Source organism: Haloferax sp. AB510 (assembly GCF_024136985.1).
Lineage (GTDB): Archaea > Halobacteriota > Halobacteria > Halobacteriales > Haloferacaceae > Haloferax.
Genome location: NZ_JAMYJY010000005.1, coordinates 41,894 through 59,684, shown reverse-complemented (window position 1 = coordinate 59,684; position 17,791 = coordinate 41,894). Strand labels below are relative to the sequence as shown.

At 66.0% G+C, this 17,791-nt stretch carries 16 protein-coding genes; 7 read left to right on the top strand and 9 right to left on the bottom strand.

The window, feature by feature from the left end:
- Window position 1 precedes the first annotated feature (1 nt).
- The 3 genes from NKF06_RS01910 to NKF06_RS01900 are packed head-to-tail and all read right to left on the bottom strand — an operon-like array spanning window position 2 to window position 3,706.
- Window positions 2-1,066 (bottom strand): ABC transporter permease, encoded by a 1,065-nt coding sequence (locus tag NKF06_RS01910; RefSeq protein WP_058827619.1) that lies wholly within the window; start codon window positions 1,064-1,066, stop codon window positions 2-4.
- A gap of 6 nt (window positions 1,067-1,072) precedes the next feature.
- The gene (locus tag NKF06_RS01905; RefSeq protein WP_058827620.1) at window positions 1,073-2,071 is read right to left on the bottom strand and encodes an ABC transporter permease; all 999 of its coding nucleotides are present in this window, start codon (window positions 2,069-2,071) and stop codon (window positions 1,073-1,075) included.
- 3 nt (window positions 2,072-2,074) lie between these two features.
- Window positions 2,075-3,706 (bottom strand): ABC transporter substrate-binding protein, encoded by a 1,632-nt coding sequence (locus NKF06_RS01900; protein WP_253244349.1) that lies wholly within the window; start codon window positions 3,704-3,706, stop codon window positions 2,075-2,077.
- A gap of 154 nt (window positions 3,707-3,860) precedes the next feature.
- On the opposite strand from NKF06_RS01900, the gene NKF06_RS01895 reads away from it, so the two are divergent.
- Both NKF06_RS01895 and NKF06_RS01890 read left to right on the top strand, forming a co-directional pair.
- Complete coding sequence (locus tag NKF06_RS01895) at window positions 3,861-4,499, top strand: hypothetical protein (protein ID WP_058827622.1); 639 nt, start codon at window positions 3,861-3,863, stop codon at window positions 4,497-4,499.
- A gap of 146 nt (window positions 4,500-4,645) precedes the next feature.
- On the top strand, window positions 4,646-5,353 hold the full coding sequence (locus NKF06_RS01890) for a twin-arginine translocase subunit TatC (protein WP_253244348.1): 708 nt from the start codon (window positions 4,646-4,648) through the stop codon (window positions 5,351-5,353).
- Between the two features lie 176 nt (window positions 5,354-5,529).
- On the opposite strand, the gene NKF06_RS01885 is transcribed toward NKF06_RS01890, so the two are convergent.
- The 3 genes from NKF06_RS01885 to NKF06_RS01875 form a co-directional block, all read right to left on the bottom strand.
- Window positions 5,530-7,785, bottom strand: coding sequence for an NADP-dependent malic enzyme (locus NKF06_RS01885; protein ID WP_253244347.1), 2,256 nt, complete (start codon window positions 7,783-7,785; stop codon window positions 5,530-5,532).
- Window positions 7,786-7,916: 131 nt separating this feature from the next.
- Window positions 7,917-9,023 (bottom strand): M24 family metallopeptidase, encoded by a 1,107-nt coding sequence (locus NKF06_RS01880; protein ID WP_253244346.1) that lies wholly within the window; start codon window positions 9,021-9,023, stop codon window positions 7,917-7,919.
- 162 nt (window positions 9,024-9,185) lie between these two features.
- A complete protein-coding gene (locus NKF06_RS01875; protein WP_253244345.1) occupies window positions 9,186-10,454 on the bottom strand; it encodes a transposase in 1,269 nt (422 codons plus the stop codon).
- Between the two features lie 220 nt (window positions 10,455-10,674).
- Between NKF06_RS01875 and NKF06_RS01870 the strand changes: the two genes are divergently transcribed.
- The 5 genes from NKF06_RS01870 to NKF06_RS01850 all read left to right on the top strand — a co-directional run bounded on the left by NKF06_RS01870 (window position 10,675) and on the right by NKF06_RS01850 (window position 14,450).
- Window positions 10,675-11,466: a COX15/CtaA family protein gene (locus tag NKF06_RS01870; protein ID WP_253244365.1), complete on the top strand. Its 792-nt coding sequence runs from the start codon at window positions 10,675-10,677 to the stop codon at window positions 11,464-11,466.
- A 263-nt stretch (window positions 11,467-11,729) separates the two neighbouring features.
- Entirely contained in the window at window positions 11,730-12,542 is an 813-nt protein-coding gene (locus NKF06_RS01865) for a basic amino acid ABC transporter substrate-binding protein (protein ID WP_058827627.1), read from the top strand.
- Window positions 12,543-12,590: 48 nt separating this feature from the next.
- Window positions 12,591-13,424: an amino acid ABC transporter permease gene (locus NKF06_RS01860; RefSeq protein WP_058827628.1), complete on the top strand. Its 834-nt coding sequence runs from the start codon at window positions 12,591-12,593 to the stop codon at window positions 13,422-13,424.
- Entirely contained in the window at window positions 13,421-14,149 is a 729-nt protein-coding gene (locus tag NKF06_RS01855) for an amino acid ABC transporter ATP-binding protein (protein WP_058827629.1), read from the top strand. The genes NKF06_RS01860 and NKF06_RS01855 overlap by 4 nt, the downstream gene beginning before the upstream one ends.
- Before the next feature lie 70 nt (window positions 14,150-14,219).
- On the top strand, window positions 14,220-14,450 hold the full coding sequence (locus tag NKF06_RS01850; protein WP_058827630.1) for a hypothetical protein: 231 nt from the start codon (window positions 14,220-14,222) through the stop codon (window positions 14,448-14,450).
- A gap of 37 nt (window positions 14,451-14,487) precedes the next feature.
- Here the strand turns inward: NKF06_RS01850 and NKF06_RS01845 are convergent, their stop codons facing one another.
- The 3 genes from NKF06_RS01845 to NKF06_RS01835 form a co-directional block, all read right to left on the bottom strand.
- Window positions 14,488-15,549, bottom strand: coding sequence for a zinc-binding dehydrogenase (locus NKF06_RS01845; protein WP_058827631.1), 1,062 nt, complete (start codon window positions 15,547-15,549; stop codon window positions 14,488-14,490).
- Window positions 15,550-15,649: 100 nt separating this feature from the next.
- Entirely contained in the window at window positions 15,650-17,119 is a 1,470-nt protein-coding gene (locus tag NKF06_RS01840) for a replication factor C large subunit (RefSeq protein ID WP_253244344.1), read from the bottom strand.
- A 113-nt stretch (window positions 17,120-17,232) separates the two neighbouring features.
- A complete protein-coding gene (locus NKF06_RS01835) occupies window positions 17,233-17,625 on the bottom strand; it encodes a hypothetical protein (RefSeq protein ID WP_058827633.1) in 393 nt (130 codons plus the stop codon).
- Window positions 17,626-17,791: the final 166 nt, after the last annotated feature.

Sequence of the window (17,791 nt, the reverse complement as noted above, 5' to 3'; positions counted from 1 at the left end):
CTCAGACGCCTCCCTCTCCTTCGATGCCGGGGTCGAGCGCGTCTCTGAGCCAGTCGCCGACGAGGTTCAGCCCGATGACCGTCACCACGATGGCGAGGCCGGGCATCGTCGAAATCCACCACGCGGTGGACTGGTACTGCCGGCCGAGAGCGATGTCGAAGCCCCACGACACGTCGGCCCCGGAGAAGCCGAGGAACGACAGCGCCGATTCGAGCAGGATGATGGCAGCCACCTGAATCGTCGCCAACACGAGGATGGGCGTGATGGCGTTGGGGAGGACGTGTCTGAGCATCGTCCGCCCGTCGCTCGCGCCGAGGGCCTTCGCGGCCTTCACGTACTCCTCTTCGCGGATGGAGAGCGCCTCGCCGCGGGCGACGCGAGCGAACCACACCCAGTTGACGAGCGCGACGACGACGATGACCGTCCCCGGGAGGACGACCGTTTCGGGCATGCCCGTCGGTAACCCGACCGCCGAGCGGAACGCCGGGGCGATTCCGGTTGTGACGAACGGGTCGGGGATGGGCGCTTGTGCCTGTCCCCAGACGCCGACGAGGGCGATTGCGAGGACGAGCGACGGGAACGCGAGCATGATGTCCGCGCTCCGCATCAGCACGTCGTCCACGCGCCCGCGGTAGAACCCCGCTGACAGCCCGACGAGGACGCCGATGAGCGCCGCGAGCGACGTGCCGAACAGCCCGACCAGGATAGACGTCCTCGCACCGTAGATAATTCGCGAGAGGATGTCCCGACCGTTACCGTCGGTGCCGAGCGGGTGGGCTGCCGTTGCGTTCGTGTAGACGGTCTGCGTCTCGGTGACGACTTGCCCGTTTTCGATGACGACGCTCCCGTCTTCCATCTTCGTCACTTCTTTCGTCTCTTTGGTGCTGAAGCCGAGCGGCGGCTGTCGGGAGTTGTCGAGGTTCTGTTGAGACGGGCTATACGGGGAGATAAACGGGGCGAAGACGGCCATCGCCACCATGAGGACGACGACGACGATGCCGAGCCTCGCGAGGAGACTCCGTCTGAGTTCCCGACGAAGGTTTCTGCGTGTGCGTTCCGATATCATAGAGCGTTAATCGTAGGCCACCTGCGGGTTGACGTAGGCGTACAGGGCGTCAACGAGGATGTTCACGAGGACGAACCCGACCGCGACGATGATGAGCGAGCCCTGTAAGACCGGCCAGTCGCGGGCGTTGATGCTGTTGATGATGAGCGTCCCGAGCCCGGGCCACGCGAAGACGGCCTCCGTGATGACGGCCCCGCCGATGAGGGTGCCGAGCTGGAGGCCGATAACGGTGATGACCGGGATGAGCGTGTTCCGAAGCGCGTGCTTGTAACGGACCAGCGTCTCCGGGAGTCCCTTCGCCCGCGACGCGCGGACGTAGGTCCGTCCGAGTTGGTCGAGCATCCCGCTGCGGGTGAGCCGCGTGATGAGCGCGGTGAAGTACGTCCCGAGCGTGATTGCTGGGAGCGTGATGTGCCACAGCCACGTCACGAAGCCGTCTACCGCCGCGCCCACGTCGCCGCCGGCGAGAAGCATCGCGATGCCGTCGAGGCCGATAGGACGCTGGCTCGTCGGGAACAGGTTCAGCTGGACCGCGAGCACGAGGATGAGCATCACGCCCAGCCAGAAGTTCGGCGTGCTGATGCCGACCAGCGAGAACACGGTCGCGCCGTAGTCCGCGGGCTCGTGACGCCGCGTGGCCGACAGGACGCCGAGCGGGATCGCGATGACGACCGCGACGATTGTCGCCGCGATGGCGAGTTCCAGCGTCGCCGGGAGTTTCGCGACGACGCGCGCCGCGACCGGCGTTCGGGTCACGAGCGACAGGCCGAGGTCGCCGAACGGGATGCCCGAGATGAACTGCCAGTACTGCACGTACAGGGGCTCGTTCAGCCCGAGTTCGGCGATGACCTGCGCTCTGACCTCGGGGTCGACGTCGGGCGGTAACAGCACGTTCGCCGGGTCCCCCGGTGAGATGAACCGGAGGCCGAAGACGACCGTGATGACCCCCCAGATGACGAGCAGCCCCTGGAGCGAACGCTTGATGAGGAACCTCGACAGCGACATCGACTACTGCTGGCTCATCGCGTACGCGTCGATGCGCTCGTCGGAGCGGGCCTCCCAGGCGATGGCGTCGTTGACGCCGTAGACGCTGTACTGCTGGTTCAGGAAGATCCACGGGCACTGCTCGTGGGCCATCGCGTTCGCCTCCTGAAGGGTCGCCTCGCGCTCCTCGCCGGACTGGTTTCCGGCCTGTTCGAGCAGGGCGTCGAACTCCTCGTTTTGCCACGTGGTGAGCGTCCCGTCGGAGGCGAGAAGCGCCTCCATGACGAGGCCGCCGTCGAACGTCGCCTCACCCCAGCCGATGAGGAACCACGGCGGGCGCGCCTCGATGCTGCCCGCGAGCAGTTCGTCGACGAGCGACCCGAAGTCGCGCTGGCGGACCGTCGCCGTGACGTTCGGTAGCTCGTCGATGTAGCCCGCGACCGCCTGCGCGATTTCGAGGTCCTTCAGGTAGCGCCCGACCGGCGTGTGAAGCTCGATTTCCGCGCCGGCGTAGCCGGAGTCTTCGACCAACTGTTCGGCTTGGTCCGGGTCGTACGGGTACGGGTCGAGGTCGGCGTTGTGGCCGACGAACTCGGGGAGCGTCGGCTGGCTCGTCTGCGCGCCGAAGCCGCCGAGGACGTTCTGGACGATGCTCTCGAGGTCGATGGCGTAGTTCATCGCCTGCCGGAACTCCATCGAGTCGAACGGCTCCAAGTCGTAGCGCATCGCGTTGTAGATGATGCGGGTCGACGGGGCCGCGGCGACGCGGGCGTTGTCGGAGTTGGTGACGCGCTGGACCTCCTGCGGCGGGACGTTGACGATGAGGTCGGTCTCGCCCTGCAGGAGTTGGTTGACGCGCGTGCTGGCCTCGGACGCCGCGCGGAAGGTGAGGGTGTCGACCGCCGCGGTGTCCTGCCAGTAGTCCTCGTACGCCGTGAGGACGACCTCCTCGTCTTCGGTGTACGAGTCGAGTTGGAACGGCCCCGTGCCGTTCATGTTCTGGCCGATGTACGCCTTGTCGTTGTCCTCGACCCACGACTGCTGCATCACGTCGAGGTAGGTCGCGAACTCGGAGAACACGATGGGGTTGAGCGAGGAGTTGTTGACCTTGACGGCGTTCTCGCCCTCGATGACCTCCGCGCCGGCGACGCCGGCGAGTTGGTCGCTCTGCGGGCTGGCGAAGCCGACCTCCTCGTCGACGACGCGGTTGATGCTGTACGCGACGTCCTCGGGGGTGAGTTCGTCGCCGTTGTGGAACGTGACACCCTCTCGGAGTTCGAAGCGGACCGCGTTCTCTCCGTCGATACGCTCGTAGTTCGTCGCGAGCGCGGTCTGAATCGACCCCGCCGCGTCGCGGGTCAGAACGCCCTCGTAGGCGTGGAGGACGACGATGTCCGTCGTCGTCTCGCGGTGGTCGTGGGGGTCGAGACCGGAGGGCATCTGCCCCTGCGTGATAGTCACGTCGAACGACCCGCTGTCCTCGGTCGTCGTCGGTTCGGTGGTCTCGGTCTCCTCGCCGCCGGTCGTCGTCGTTTCGGTGGTCTCAGTCTCCTCGCCGCCGCCACCGGAACAGCCCGCGAGCGCCGCCGACGCCGCCGCGCCGCCTGCCAACTTCATGTACGACCGCCGACTCATGTGTGAATTGGTATCAGCCATCGAAGGTAGATTGCGTCGGTCGTTCTTATATCCATTGCCTGTGATTCGGCCCCCGCATAGCGTTCTGCCCATATATTGTGCACAGTTATGCTCCCGAGACATTACCCCCCGAACACGGGGTACGCTTATTAGGGACCATCGCGGAACGATTCGTATGGCCGTGACCGGCCGTCCCACACTTCGGGACTTGTTCGACGAGTCGCCGACGCCCCACATCGCACACCCGCCGCGCACGCACCAACGGCACTTCTACGTCGCGACGGACGGGTCGTACCGCCCGAACGGCGGCGGACTCGGTGCGGTGATAGAGACCCGCGACGGCGAGCGAGTCGCCCGTATCGCGCTCCCAGACGTACCGCCGGACAACAACGTCTCGGAGTATCGCGCACTTCACCTCGGACTGGACGTGCTCGCCAATCGCGCGCCGCCGGGCGCTCGCGTCGGCGTCCTCGTCGACCACGACGACCTCGCCGCGAACGTCAACAACGCGGTCCTCGCCGGCGACCACCCCGACTGGAAGTCGCCGAAGCGAATCGTCGTCCCCGCGGGGAGCGAACACCACTGGCGAGGGATTCAAGCCCGCATCGCCGGGTTCGGTGAGCTTCGCGCCGCGCGAATCGACAGCCGCGAGAACCCCGCGCACCCGCTGGCGAACGCGCCGCGCGAGTACGAGCACGTCAACCGGCGAGCCGACCGCTGCGTGCTCCCCGAGCCGCCGGAGTTCGAGGCGGACTCCGGCACCGACGTGAGCTATCTCCCGCCCTCGCGGTTCGAGGGTCGGGCGAGCGACTGAGCGCGAGGCGTCGTCGAGACCCGTTCGCCCCCGCCTTCGTCGGGTGGGCCACCGAGCGTGAGCCGTCTCATCGGACCGTCGCCCCGCCGGCGGCCGGTCACTACTTCGTCAAAAAGTTGACAACGCGGAGCGGCGATGCCGGACGTATGGACCCCACGGAGACCGTCGACGCGTTCGACCCGCGGCGACGCGGGCTCTCGCCGCTCGGCGCAGCCGCGAGACGCCACGCACGCCGACTCGTCGCTATCGGCCTCTCGACGGCCGGTTTCGTCTTCGCCACCGCCCGTGACCCCGGACTCCTCTCGCCGGCCGCCGGGGTCTCACCGACCGCCGGTGTTTCGACGGCTGTCGTTACCGTCGGCGACCCGACCTTCCTCGTCCGTCTCGAACTGGGTGTGCTCGCCGGCCTCCTCGCCGCCGGCGCCTCGCTCGTGTTTCTCGCCGACCGCGACCCCGCAGTCGATATCCGCGCCGCGTGGGGCTGGTTCGCGCTCGCCGCCGCGGGGTTCCTCGTCGGAACCGCCGTCGCCCGTCAGGTCGCGCCCGCGCTCTTCGATCTCTTGGTCGAATGGGGCCGCATCACGGCCGACTCCCGCCAGTCGGCGCTCGAACTCGAACTGTTCTTCCCGGTCGCGGTCGGCGGCGGCGCGGCCGTCGCCCCGCTCCTGATCGGATTGCGCCGTGCCGGCGCGCTCTCTCGTCGACTCACCGGTGGAACGAGAGGGCTGTCGCTCCTCTGTCTCGTCGCCTTCGCCGCGTGCTTCTCACCGCCGGACTCGACGACGTTCGCGCTCTACTCGGTCCCGCCAGCGGTCGGGCTGGGCGTCGCCGTCGCGTGGGTCGAGTTCGGGTGAGCGTCTCGCCGAAAAAGCAGAACCGGAAGAACCGGAGTTGTCAGTTACTCTTCCTGCGCGTCCACGACCGCCGTCGCCGCCAGATCGAACGACCACCTTTTTTCGGTTCGGGTTCGCTTCGCTCACCCTCTCCGGAAAAAGCTGGACCAAAAAATCCCTCGCTTCGCTCGGGTCTGTTACTCTTCCTGCGCGTCCACGACCGCCGTCGCCGCCAGATTGACGATGTCTTTGACTTCGTCGCCGCGCTGGAGGACGTGGACGGGTTTGTCCATGCCGACGAGCATCGGGCCGATGGCCTCCGCGCCGCCGAGGCGCTGGAGGAGTTTGTAACCGATGTTCCCCGCTTCGAGGTTCGGGAACACGAGCAGGTTCGCGGGGGCGTCGAGTTCCGCGAAGTCGTAGGTGCCTTCGAGGATGTCCTCGACGAGGGCGGTGTCGGCCTGCATCTCGCCGTCCACCGGGAAGTCCACGTCGGGGTCGTCCTGCAGGAGCGCCGCGGCGTCGCGGGGCTTGCGCGTCCCCTCGTTCGTGACGCTCCCGAAGTTAGAGTACGAGAGGAGCGCCGCGCGGGGTTCGACGTTGAACTGGCGGGCCAGTTCGGCGGTGTGCTTCGTGATCTCCGCGAGAATCTTCTCGTCGGGGTCGAGGTTGACCGTCGTGTCGGCGCAGAAGACCACGCGGTTCTTGAACGTCATCATGTAGACGCCGGCCGCGTAGTTCGCGTCCTCGGCGGTGCCGATAATCTGCAGCGGCGGGCGGAGCGCCGACGGGTAGTGGTGGGTCAGCCCCGTCAGCATCGCGTCCGCGTCGCCGACTTCGACCATGACGCTGGCGAAGTAGTTCGAGTCGCGGCGGACGAGTTCCTCCGCCTCGGACTTCGTGATTCCCTTACGCTGTCGAAGCTCGTAGAGGCGCTCGGCGTAGTGGTCCCACTCGCCGTCGCGAGGATTGGCGATGGTCGGGTCGAAGTCGAGACCCAGCTCCTCCGCCTTGCGCAGAATCGTCGTCGTCTTCCCGACGAGGATGGGTTCGGCGATGCCCTCCTCCTGCATCTGGTAGGCGGCGCGAATCATCTTCTCGTTGGAGCCCTCGGCGAGGGCGACCCGCTTGGGGTTCGACTTCGCCTTGTTGAGGACGACGCGCATCATCTCGCGGGACTTCCCGAGGCGCGCTTCGAGGCGCTCGCGGTACTCGTTCATGTCGAGGCGCTCGCGAGCCGCGCCGGAGGTCATCGCCGCCTGCGCGACCGCGGGAGCCACCTCGAACAGCACGCGGGGGTCCAGCGGCTTGGGGATGACGTAGTCGGCACCGAACTGCAGCGGGTGGTCGCCGTAGGCCTTGACGACCGCGTCGGGCACGTCCTGTCGGGCGAGTTCGGCGAGCGCTTCGGCGGCCGCGCGCTTCATCGCCTCGTTAATCTCGGTCGCGCGCACGTCGAGCGCGCCGCGGAAGATGAAGGGGAACCCGAGGACGTTGTTGACTTGGTTCGGATAGTCGGAGCGCCCGGTCGCCATGATGACGGTGTCCTCGCGGGCCTCTTTCGCGTCCTCGTAGGTGATTTCGGGGTCCGGATTCGCCATCGCGAAGATGACCGGATTATCGGCCATCGACCGCACCATCTCCTGGCTGACGATGCCGCCGACGGAGAGCCCCGCGAACACGTCCGCGCCCTCCATGGCGTCCGAAAGCGAGCCCTCCTCGACCGGCTGTGCGAACTCAGCTTTGTACTTGTTGACGTCGCCTTCCTCGACGCGCGACTCGGTGATGATGCCCGAGGAGTCGCACATCGTGATGTTCTCCTTTTTGGCGCCGAGGGAGACGTAGAACCGCGCCGTCGCGAGCGCGGACGCGCCCGCACCGGAGAAGACGATATCGAGGTCGTCGAGGTCTTTGTCCACGATGTCGGCGGCGTTGAGGAGCGCCGCACCGGAGATGATGGCCGTGCCGTGCTGGTCGTCGTGGAACACGGGGATGTCCATCTGCTCCCGGAGCTGTCGTTCGATTTCGAAACACTCCGGGGCCTTGATGTCCTCCAAGTTGATGCCGCCGAACGTCGGCTCCATCGCCTTCGTCGCCGCCACGAAGTCGTCCACGTCGGCGATGTCGAGTTCGACGTCGAACACGTCGATGTCGGCGAAGCGCTTGAACAGCACGCCCTTGCCTTCCATCACCGGTTTCGACGCCTGCGCCCCGATGTCCCCCAGCCCGAGGACGGCGGATCCGTTGGAGACGACGCCGACGAGGTTGCCCTTCGCCGTGTACTCGTAGGCGGCGTCTTCGTCCTCCGCGATGTCGAGACACGGCGCGGCCACGCCCGGCGAGTACGCCAGGCTCAGGTCGCGTTGGGTGTTCGTCGGCTTTGTCGTCGCAATCTCGATTTTTCCGGGTGGGTCTTGTCTGTGATATTCCCGTGAGTCGTCGTCCAGTCCCATGACCAACACGTCCTCACGCAGGGGGCAAAAAGCTATTCAACAACGTCGAATTTTGACTTCGACAATAGTCGAATCTCCGGCGGACGGCGGCGAGGTCGCGGCGACGAACCGACGCCGCTCCGCTCGAAAAATTACTCCGTTTCGATGTGAAGAATTTCCGGCCGTTCGAGTTCGACGGTCTCGTCGGCGTCGGTCACGGTTCGGGTCGGCCAGCGGCCGGTCATGGTCAGCGGCTCGACGCCCTCGTCAGTGACGAGCGCGGTTCCCTCGCTCTTTGCGCCCTGAATGGTCGGGTTGTAGGCGTAGCCCATCGGCGCGTGGACCTCGTCGTCGGCGTCGGGCGTGGCGAACCACTCCCGGCCGGCGAACCCGGCCGCGCCGCCTTGGTGGTGGTTCAGCCACTCCTCTGACTCTCCGACCGAGTCGTAGGCGTCGCGAATGGCGTCGAACACGTCGCCCGCAGTGCCGCCCTCCACGGCGGCCTTTCGGGTCGCCGCCAGCGCCTCCGTCTCGACCTGCATCGCCCCCTCGTGGCGGGTTTCGAGCCACTCGGGCGCGTCGAACGCGACGGTTCGCGTACAACTCGCGTAGAGGCCGCCGCGCTGGGCCGTCACGGAGACGAGCGCGTAGTCGCCGAGTTCCTCTTGTTTGGGCGTGTAGTGGCGGTACTTCTGGGCTCGCCGCCCGCTGCCGACGAGCACCACCGGCGCTTCGATACCCATCGCGCTGAGCGTGACTTTCAGGCCGGAGGCGACCTCGTGTTCCGTGTCGCCCGGTTCGAGTTCGCGGCAGACCCGCTCGACGGCGCTCGCCGCGTCGCGGCCGAGTTCGCGGTAGGCTTCGATGTCGGCGTCGGAAAGCGGCTGGCGGACGGCCGCGGCGTCCACGCCCTCGAAGCCGGGCACGTCGAAGTCGGCGGCGGCGGGGGTCGGCGAGACCGCTTCGACGCCGGACGCCAGCGAGCCCTCGTACCACTGGAAGCGGTGGACGCGAACGTCCTCGTGGGGCACTTCCTCGTGGAGCAGGCGGGTCGCTTCGATGTTGTCCGTCACGACGTGGAACTCGTCGCCGTCGTAGCCGGCGGCGGCGACGCCCAAAGGCGAGTCGCGGTCGACGACGCTGTCGCCGCCGAGGAGCCACGCGAAGGAGTTCGGTCGGGCGAACCAGACCGCTTCGAGGCCGTTGTCGTCGAGGTAGCCATCGAGTCGGTCCGCTCGGGATTCGAGTCGCTCGTCCATGTTCGCGCGTCCAACCGAACCGACTTGAATGGGACGGCTCGGATGGGGCGTGTTACCCGCGCGAGCGACCACCCTCACGACGACGCCTTCGAGGACCATACCGACGAGATTTGACATCCTCCCGTGCCTAAAGACGCGGGAATCCCGACCGCAGTTGGGATATTAGGGTTTGCAACCCGCCTGCTCGCTCGGTGCAAAACGCCCCGAGGTTTGAGTGAACAGGTAGGCTACTGGCCGTGCCAAACGACCGTTACTCATATCCTCCGTCGGAGGATTCTGAGTTATCTTTCTGCGAATGTTCACCGCACCGTTCACGTCCGCGTTCATCGTCACACCGCACGACTCACAGACGTACAACCCACGCTCCACGCGGTTCGCCTCACGCTTCCGCCCACAGCACGAACACGTCTTTGACGTATCTCGCTCACTCTTGCGGTCTACGAGAATCCCGTGTTCTTCGGCCTTGTATTCGAGCAGACGAGTGAACCGGTCGAACTCCCAGCCGTGGAGTTTCTTATTTCTACGTGTACCCCAATTCCGAGAGTCACCATTTTCGTCCTCTCGAATATCGCTCAAGTCACCGACGGCGATACGACCGACCTCGTGGTCGATACACTGCTCGACGATGTGCTTGGAGAGTGCGTGCAGGAAGTGGTCTTTCCGACGCGAGAGCTTCTGGCGAGCGCGAAGCGCACGACGTGACGGCCCGTTCTCGCCTTCAGTATCGTACTCGTCACGGGTGAAGTAGTGTTTGTCCTGTTTCAGCACGTTCCCCGAATACAACTCCGCCTCACCGTCGTCGTAAGCGATGGCGAGGTAGTTCTTGATGCCGAGATCGATACCGGCGGTGTTATCGCCGGGAGCGTCCTCGACGGGGATTTCGACCTTGCAGACGAGGTTCAGTTCCCATCTGTCGCCGTTCCACACGGCTCGCACTTGCTGGATGTTCTCTACGGTCACGTCTGGACGCGTCTCGTACTCGCAGAGGATGAAGTCCGAACGGTGGCTTTTGAGGTTGAACCCCTTGCTGAGACGGAGCCTATTCTTCGAGGTGTCGTGTTTGATGCCGTGCTGCTTCCACGTCACGGTGGAGCGTGGGTGGTTGTCACCTCGCTTTCGGTAGCCGGGCGGATTCGCATCTGTGTCGCCGTTCTTGCGCTTTTTGAACCAACCGGTGAACGACTCAGCGAGTTCTTCGAGAACGCGCTGACTTGACTGAGAATGGAGGTCACTATATCGTTCGTGGTCTTTTAATTCGCGCTTGAGGTCGGCTTCAGACGGAATCTCGCCGGTATCGTTCCATTCTTGCTGGATGTGGTAGCGGGCGACGTTCCACAGTTTCGACGCGGAGTGTCCGCAGTCATCAAGGTCGTCACTCACTTGCGAGTGATTGACGATTGTCGCTCGATAGGTGCGGGTTGTCTCCAGCATCTGACTATAGTTATAAATACTTATGAGGATTAGTATATTAAAAGTAACGAGCGGGCGTGGAATATCCGGGCGTGCTATCGAACGTGGTTAGTGGAGGGGTTGACGGATTCATCCCGCGCCTTTAGGCACGGGTATTCTCCTCGCCATGTATAAGTTCGCGCGGTCCTGACCCACGCGTATGACACCTCGGCTTCGCCGCCTCCTCGCGGGGGCCGCCGCGATGACCGGCGTCCTGATGGTCCTCGGCGTGTACACCGCCGCCGCGGGCGCTGGGCTCACCTGCGCCGGCCGCTGGCCGTTCTGCGACGGCTTCCTCGGGCTGTTCCCGGCCAACTGGGGCAGTTTCCTCGAATGGTTCCACCGCCTCGTCGCCATGCTCACCGGCTTCCTCATCCTCGGGACGACCGTGCAGGCGTGGCGCGAGGGCGTCGCGAAAGGCGTCCGCTACGCGCTCGTCGTCGCCACGGTCATCCTCCCGTTCCAAATTGTCCTCGGAGCGCTCACCGTCACCGAGTACGAGTGGGTCATCCTCACCGCCCACTACGTGGTCGCGACCTCCATCTTCACCGCCGTCGTCGCCGCCGCGGCGTGGGGACTCGTCGACCGCGGCATCACCCGCATCGCCGACGCGGTCGGACTGGCGCTCGTCGGCGCACCCGTCATGCTCGTCCTCGCGCCCCACGCGTTCGTCTCCTTCGGCCTGACGACGCAGGCCGTCTACTACGTCGTCGGCCTCGCCACCTACGCCGCGCTCGTCGCGGTCACCCTCTGGGCGAACGCCGCCCACGGCCCGCGGGCGGACGCCTACGGCCGGCTCAGATTCGTCACCGCGCCCGCGAGCGTCGTGGTCGTCGCGCTCCTCATCGCCGGCCGGCAGGTGTACGGACCGGCGCTCGAACTCGCCCACCTCGGCGGGACGGTCCTCGCGCTCGTCCTCGTCGGCGGCGCGGCGATCCTCGTCCGCGGCGGGCTTCCGGTCCCGCAAGCCGGCGCGACGAACGACGCCGACTGACGAGCGGGCCGCACCTGATTCGTCGGAGCTCGCCCGCGTGTCGGAGATGCCTTCAATACTCGTACTAACCGCGGCAATATTTACAACAGTATTGCCAGAAGTTGTACTACAATTCGAGACTAGCAAATGGTCTGACCCCGTTCACGGTTAGAGATATATCTCACCCATCTACACAATTCCCGAATATTTTTCGTCAATCTCGGAACGAATTGACGAACGGACCGAAGAAGTGTTATACGGGGCTGTGCTACCTGAGGGCTGTTATGGAACGTCGCACCTTTCTGAAGGGCTCCGCCGGAGCCGCGGCCGCGTTCACGCTGGCCGGCTGCCTCGGCGGCGGCGGCAGCGGTAGCGAGACGATCACCATCGGTTCGGACATCCCGTACCGGCCGTTCGAGTATGAGACGACCGAGGGCGAACTCGTCGGCTTCGACGTCGACATCGCGCAGGCCGTCTTCACCGACGAACTCGGCTACGAACACGAGTTCCAGAAGACGAGCTTCGACAGTATCATCCCCTCGCTCAACAACGGGAACTTCCGCGTCATCATGTCCGCGATGACCATCACCGAGGACCGCGCGGAGCAGATCGACTTCTCGGACCCGTACTTCACCGCGTACCAGACGGTCATCGTCCTCAACCAGAGCGACATCTCCTCGAAGGAGGACCTCAAGGGCGTCACCGTGGGCGTCCAGAAGGGGACGACCGGAGAGAGCGCCGCGACCAGCCTCAAAGAGGAGTTCGGGGGCGACCTGACGATTCAGAGCTACGACCAGGTGACCGGCGCGTTCGACGCGCTCCGGAACAACCAGGTCAGCGCGGTCGTCAACGACAACACCGTCAACGCCGCGTTCGTCGAGCAGAGCGACAACGTCCGGTTCCTCGAAGGGCCCGGAGCCGCCGAAGAACAGGGCAAGGAGAACGCCCCGCCGTACCTCACCCTCACCGTCGAGGAGTACGGTATCGGCTTCCGGCAGGACGATGACGAACTCCGCGAAGAGGTCAACGGCGCGCTGCAGACCATCCGCGACAACGGCACGTACGACGAGATTTACTCGGAGTACTTCTCCGGGTAACTCGACCAGGACGCGTTTTTTATCCCATCACTGTGAGAAACACTACCAATGGCTGAATCCTACTCCGAGGGACGCACCGGAGACGGTGAGTACCAAGAGCAGTTTTTGAACGATACGACCCTCAGACGGCTGGGTGCGGCCGTCGCGGGACTATTCACGCTCGGAGTCGGCGGCTTCATCGCGGCGATTATCTTCACGCAGGTCGATTTCGAACTCCTCGTCGAGATTATCCACCCGCAGTTCGTCAACGCGTTCCTGCGAGTGCTCGGTATCGTCCTCGTAGGGAGTCTGTTGTCCGTCACCGCGGGCGTCTTCGTCGGGCTCGGTCGGGTGTCGAACACGAAATTCACGAACACCGTCGCGACCGCCTACGTCGAGTTCTTCCGCGGCACGCCGCTTCTGTTCCAGTTGCTCGTTATCTACGTCGGGATTCCGGCGTTCTGGCCGCCGGGGCAGTTCCCCATCTCCAACTGGGCGATTCCGACCGCGATTATCGGACTGACGCTCAACCACGCCGCCTACGTCGGCGAGGCCGTCCGCGGCGGCATCGACGCCGTCCCGGAGGGCCAGATGGAGGCCGCCCGCTCGCTCGGGATGTCCTACGTGCAGGGCATGCGCGAGGTCGTCCTCCCGCAGGCGTGGCGCAACGCGCTCGCCGCCATCGGCAACGACCAGGTCATCCTCGTGAAGGACACGTCGCTCCTGACGGTCATCGCCATCCCGGAACTCATCAGCGCGTTCCGCAACGTCAACTCGACTACGTTCGACCCGTGGACGCCCATCATCCTCGTCGCAATCGCCTATCTCATGATTACGATTCCGCTCGGCAAAATCGTCAACCACCTCGAAGCCCGCGCCGATTGGGGAGGTGACCGCCGATGAGTCTCCTCGAGTTCGACGAGGTTGACAAGTACTTCGGCGAGACGCACGTCCTGAAAGACGTCGACCTCGACGTCGAAGAGGGCGAAGTCTGCGTCATCATCGGGCCGTCCGGGTCCGGGAAATCGACGCTGCTTCGCTGTGCGAACCGCCTCGAAGAGATTCAAGACGGCGAGATTCGACTCGAAGGCCAGTCCATCTCCGCGGCCGACGCGGACATCAACCGCCTGCGCCAGCGCATCGGCATGGTGTTCCAGAGCTTCAACCTCTTTCCGCACAAGACGGCCCGAGAGAACGTGACGCTCGCGCCGACGAAGGTCAAGGGCCTCAAGAAAGGAGACGCCGAGCGCCGCGCCGACGAACTGCTCGACCGCGTCGGCCTCGGTGCGCAGTCGAACTCCTATCCGAACCAGCTCTCGGGCGGCCAGCAACAGCGCGTCGCCATCGCTCGCGCGCTCGCGATGGACCCCCACGTGATGCTGTTCGACGAGGTCACGAGCGCCCTCGACCCCGAACTCGTCGGGGAGGTGCTCGACGTGATGCACGACCTCGCCGAGGAAGGGATGACGATGCTCGTCGTCACTCACGAGATGGGCTTCGCCCGCGAGGTCGGCGACCGCATCGTCCTCATGGCCGACGGCAAAGTCGTCGAGGACTCGCCGCCCGAGGTCTTCTTCGAGAACCCGAAAACCGACCGCGGCAAGCAGTTCCTCTCGAAACTGCTCTGAGGCGGGGTAGCCGGTCACACACCCGGATTCTTCCAACAAGCTTATCTCCCGAAACGCCGCTTGCTGCGGCATGAACTACGCTCCCCGCGAATTCAGTCACGAACCACCCGATTGCGAACACACCAAGGCCGTTCTCTTCTGTCAGACCTGCGGTCGCGCCGCCGGTATCGACGAGTGGCCCGAACAGACGCACGACGGCCGGACGGTCCGACTCGACTGCCCGGACTGCGGTGAGGTCGTCTGGCGCGGGCTGGACGACGAGCCGTCCGAAGAGCGTCGAGCGCCGACGCCGACGCCCTGAGCCGGCACCGAGCGTCCGAACCGACGACAGCCCTGTTTTACGGAACCATCACTTCGACGCCGACGGTGTCGTAGTCGGTCATCGCGGCCAGCCGTTCCGGAACCTCGTCAAGCGAGACGGTCTTCGTCACGAGCGACCCGGGGTCGACCGCGTCCGACGCGAGCAGCGAGAGCAGGTCGTCCGCGCTCGTCGGCGGCATTCCGCGCGCGCCGAGGAACGACACCTCGTGTCTCGTCATCCAGTCGGTCGGCAGCGAGACGTTCCCCTTTTCGGCCTCGGTCGTCAGGCCGACCTGCACGTGCGAGCCACGCGGCCGAACTGAGCGGACCGAGTTCCGGCAGGTCTCGGCGACGCCGAGCGCGTCGAGCGAGACGTGCGCCCCGCCGTCGGTCAGCCCCCGGATGGCTTCGACCGGGTCCTCCGCGGAGCCGTTGACGACGGCGTCCGCACCGAGGTCGGCGGCCGCGTCCAGCGCGGAGTCGCGCACGTCGACGGCGACGACGCGCGCGCCGAGGACGTTCGCCACCTGAATCGCCGACAGGCCGACGCCGCCGCAGCCGTGGACGGCGACCCACTGGCCGGCGCGGAGTCCGGCGCGGGCGTCGAGGGCGTTGTAGGCCGTCATGAACCGGCAGCCGAGCGCGGCCACGTCGGTCGGCGAGACGCCCTCGGGGAGCCGAATCGCGTTGTAGTCCGCGGAGGGGAGATGCACCAAGTCCGCGAACGCGCCCTGCGCGGACAGTTCGAAGCCGAGCGCGTGCGGGTGGTCGCCCGTGCAGACGTTTCCGTGGCCGGTCCGGCAGTAGCCGCAGGAACCGCACGCGAGGTTGAACGGCAAGGCGACGCGGTCGCCCTCGCGAAGCGTCCGGACGCGGTCGCCGACCTCGACGACGCGGCCCGCGGGCTCGTGGCCGAGAATCTGCCCGGACGGGACCGCGTCGTCGGCCCACTCGCCGTGGCCCATCCACGAGTGCCAGTCGCTCCGGCAGATGCCGCAGGCCTCGACTTCGACGACGACGCCGTCGGGGTCACACGTCGGGTCGGGGACTTCGGTCACGTCGAGCGGTTCACCGTGTTCACGAAGGACTGCGGCTCTCATACGCACGGTTCGGCGGGCGGCCCCAAAAAGCTCTGCGTGGCGTCAATCTCGGGCGGGAGAAAACCGGTAGAAACGGCGGAAACGCGGCGGATGGTCCCGTTCAGAAGAAGTCGTCGAGGCCGGACTGTCCGTCGTCGGTCGAGGCGTCGGCGTCGTCGCTCTCGGCCGACTCGTCGGCGTCGGCGTCGCGGTCGAGCACGTCGTCCGAACCGCCGTCTGCTCCGTCGCCGTCGGTGGCCGCGGCGTCACCCTCGACGGACACGTCTTCCATGCCGGCGAACGCGCCACCGGCGTGTTCTTCGACCAGTTCCTCGTGGAGTTCACCGGCATCCTCGACGATGGACTGGACCTTGTTCGTCGTCTCGCCGCTCCCGGTGACAAAGGAGACGTGCGACTCGTCGAACTCGTAGTAGGCGGCCATGGCGACGGTCAGTTCGCGGGGTTTGCAGTGATGGGTGATCGCCGAGAGGTACGGCAGAACCTCGCGGCGGGCGGTCGCCATGCTGAAGCCGCCCTGCTCCGCGATTTTCTGGACGACGGTGTCGCGGGTCTTGTCGCGGGTCGAACGGTAGGGCGCGCCGCCGTAGCGGGTCCACCCGCCGCGGGTCCGGTCACGGGAGGCCGCGACGCCGGCGGCGAGGTTGTCGGTCGCGTAGCGCCAGTAGGAGTAGTTTTGCGTGGCGCGCACGCGGCCGAGCCAGCGGTCGGCGTTGGCGAGGAAGTCGTAGGCGCGGGCGAGCTCGTCGGGTTCGTAGACGAGCGAGACCTTGTCCTCGACCCACTTCGTGAGGTCGTCGGGCGTCTCATCCACGTCGTAGGCGGTGTAGAGCGCCTCCTGTGCGGATTTTTCTTTGAGGACGGCGTCGAGGAACTCGAACAGGCCGACCGAGCGGTCGCGGTCGCCCATGACCACGTCCTCCTCGGTGATTTTCTCGCGGCCCTCGGCGATGGCCTGCAGGTCGTTGACGGCCGACCGCAGGTCGCCGCTGTTCATCTCGGCGATACGGTCGAGCGCGTCAGACTCGAACGCCAGCCCCTCCTTGCGACAGATGTCGCGGAGGACGGGGACGATAGAGCGAGCGGACACGTCGCGGAACTCGATTTCCTGACAGGCGTTTCGGAGCCCGCGGCTCATGTCGTAGAACTCGTTGGCGATGAGGACGATGGGCTGGCTCGACGATTTGACGAGTCGGGTGACGGCGCTGGCCCCGCCGCGATCGTAGTTGCCGTGGATGTTGTCGGCCTCGTCGAGGATGACCAACTGCCGGGTGGACGTGCCCGCGGAGGAACCGACGAGCGTCGCGTTCTTCGCGGCGCGGCCGGCGAAGCGTTCGATGACGTCGCCGGTCCGTTGGTCCGACGCGTTCAGCTCGACCGTCTCCCAGCCCATGTCGGCGGCGAGCGCGTGGGCCGCGGAGGTCTTTCCGATGCCCGGGCTCCCGTGGACGACGACCGCCTCCCGGTGGTCGTCCCACGTCTTGGCCCACTCCGCGAGAGCGTCGCGGGCCTTGTTGTTGCCGCGGACCTCGGAGAGCGTCGATGGGCGGTACTTCTCCGTCCAGTCTACCATTACCGGAAGGAGGACCGAGGCGCGTTTAGTGGTTGCGGAGCGCCGCGCGCCGGCCGGACGCTCCACCGGAAGCGCTCGGAGTTTCGGGGCGACTCACCGACGCAGACTCCGACTCACCACGCCGCCCGCCGCGCCCGGTTCCGTGCGTCGACGAGCGACCACCCGAGCGCCGCGAGCGTGGCGAGACAGACGACGAACAGCCCCACGACGACGCCGACCCGTCCGACGCCGGCGTAGTAGCCGGCGCTGTCGATGACCCCGGCGAAAAGCAGGCCGAAGGCGAGGAGGCTGAGCGGCCGCGCCCACACCTGCCGCCGAACGAGTCCCACGCCCGTCGCCAGTAGCGACACGCCGGTCAGCCCCCCCAACACGAGCGACGCGAACAGCGCGAACGGGTCGCTCCGCGGTTCCATGACCGGCCCGCGCTCGACGGTCAACACCCAGATGGCGAGCGTCACGGCTCCCATGACGAGCGCGTAACTGCCGACCGCCCGCTCCCAGTCCATTGTGTATCTCCCCGTTCCCGTCCCCCCTAGACGCGCTCCCGCCACAAATACGCATCTCCACGTTCACACGGGGGAGACTGTGTGTACGACCGGAACGTGTCTGAGTCCGACCGGTCTGCGAACCGCGAGGGAACGGGGATGTTCCATGTTGCCTAATGTCAATACT

Excerpts from the sequence above, each read along its gene's own strand:
- NKF06_RS01850 (WP_058827630.1), top strand. The coding sequence starts at position 14,220 with ATGAACTACGCTCCCCGCGAATTCAGTCACGAACCACCCGATTGCGAA.
- NKF06_RS01900 (WP_253244349.1), bottom strand. The coding sequence starts at position 3,706 with ATGGCTGATACCAATTCACACATGAGTCGGCGGTCGTACATGAAGTTG.
- NKF06_RS01855 (WP_058827629.1), top strand. The coding sequence starts at position 13,421 with ATGAGTCTCCTCGAGTTCGACGAGGTTGACAAGTACTTCGGCGAGACG.
- NKF06_RS01910 (WP_058827619.1), bottom strand. The coding sequence starts at position 1,066 with ATGATATCGGAACGCACACGCAGAAACCTTCGTCGGGAACTCAGACGG.
- NKF06_RS01895 (WP_058827622.1), top strand. The coding sequence starts at position 3,861 with ATGGCCGTGACCGGCCGTCCCACACTTCGGGACTTGTTCGACGAGTCG.
- NKF06_RS01845 (WP_058827631.1), bottom strand. The coding sequence starts at position 15,549 with ATGAGAGCCGCAGTCCTTCGTGAACACGGTGAACCGCTCGACGTGACC.
- NKF06_RS01890 (WP_253244348.1), top strand. The coding sequence starts at position 4,646 with ATGGACCCCACGGAGACCGTCGACGCGTTCGACCCGCGGCGACGCGGG.
- NKF06_RS01860 (WP_058827628.1), top strand. The coding sequence starts at position 12,591 with ATGGCTGAATCCTACTCCGAGGGACGCACCGGAGACGGTGAGTACCAA.
- NKF06_RS01875 (WP_253244345.1), bottom strand. The coding sequence starts at position 10,454 with ATGCTGGAGACAACCCGCACCTATCGAGCGACAATCGTCAATCACTCG.
- NKF06_RS01835 (WP_058827633.1), bottom strand. The coding sequence starts at position 17,625 with ATGGACTGGGAGCGGGCGGTCGGCAGTTACGCGCTCGTCATGGGAGCC.
- NKF06_RS01905 (WP_058827620.1), bottom strand. The coding sequence starts at position 2,071 with ATGTCGCTGTCGAGGTTCCTCATCAAGCGTTCGCTCCAGGGGCTGCTC.
- NKF06_RS01840 (WP_253244344.1), bottom strand. The coding sequence starts at position 17,119 with ATGGTAGACTGGACGGAGAAGTACCGCCCATCGACGCTCTCCGAGGTC.
- NKF06_RS01870 (WP_253244365.1), top strand. The coding sequence starts at position 10,675 with ATGACCGGCGTCCTGATGGTCCTCGGCGTGTACACCGCCGCCGCGGGC.
- NKF06_RS01880 (WP_253244346.1), bottom strand. The coding sequence starts at position 9,023 with ATGGACGAGCGACTCGAATCCCGAGCGGACCGACTCGATGGCTACCTC.
- NKF06_RS01885 (WP_253244347.1), bottom strand. The coding sequence starts at position 7,785 with ATGGGACTGGACGACGACTCACGGGAATATCACAGACAAGACCCACCC.
- NKF06_RS01865 (WP_058827627.1), top strand. The coding sequence starts at position 11,730 with ATGGAACGTCGCACCTTTCTGAAGGGCTCCGCCGGAGCCGCGGCCGCG.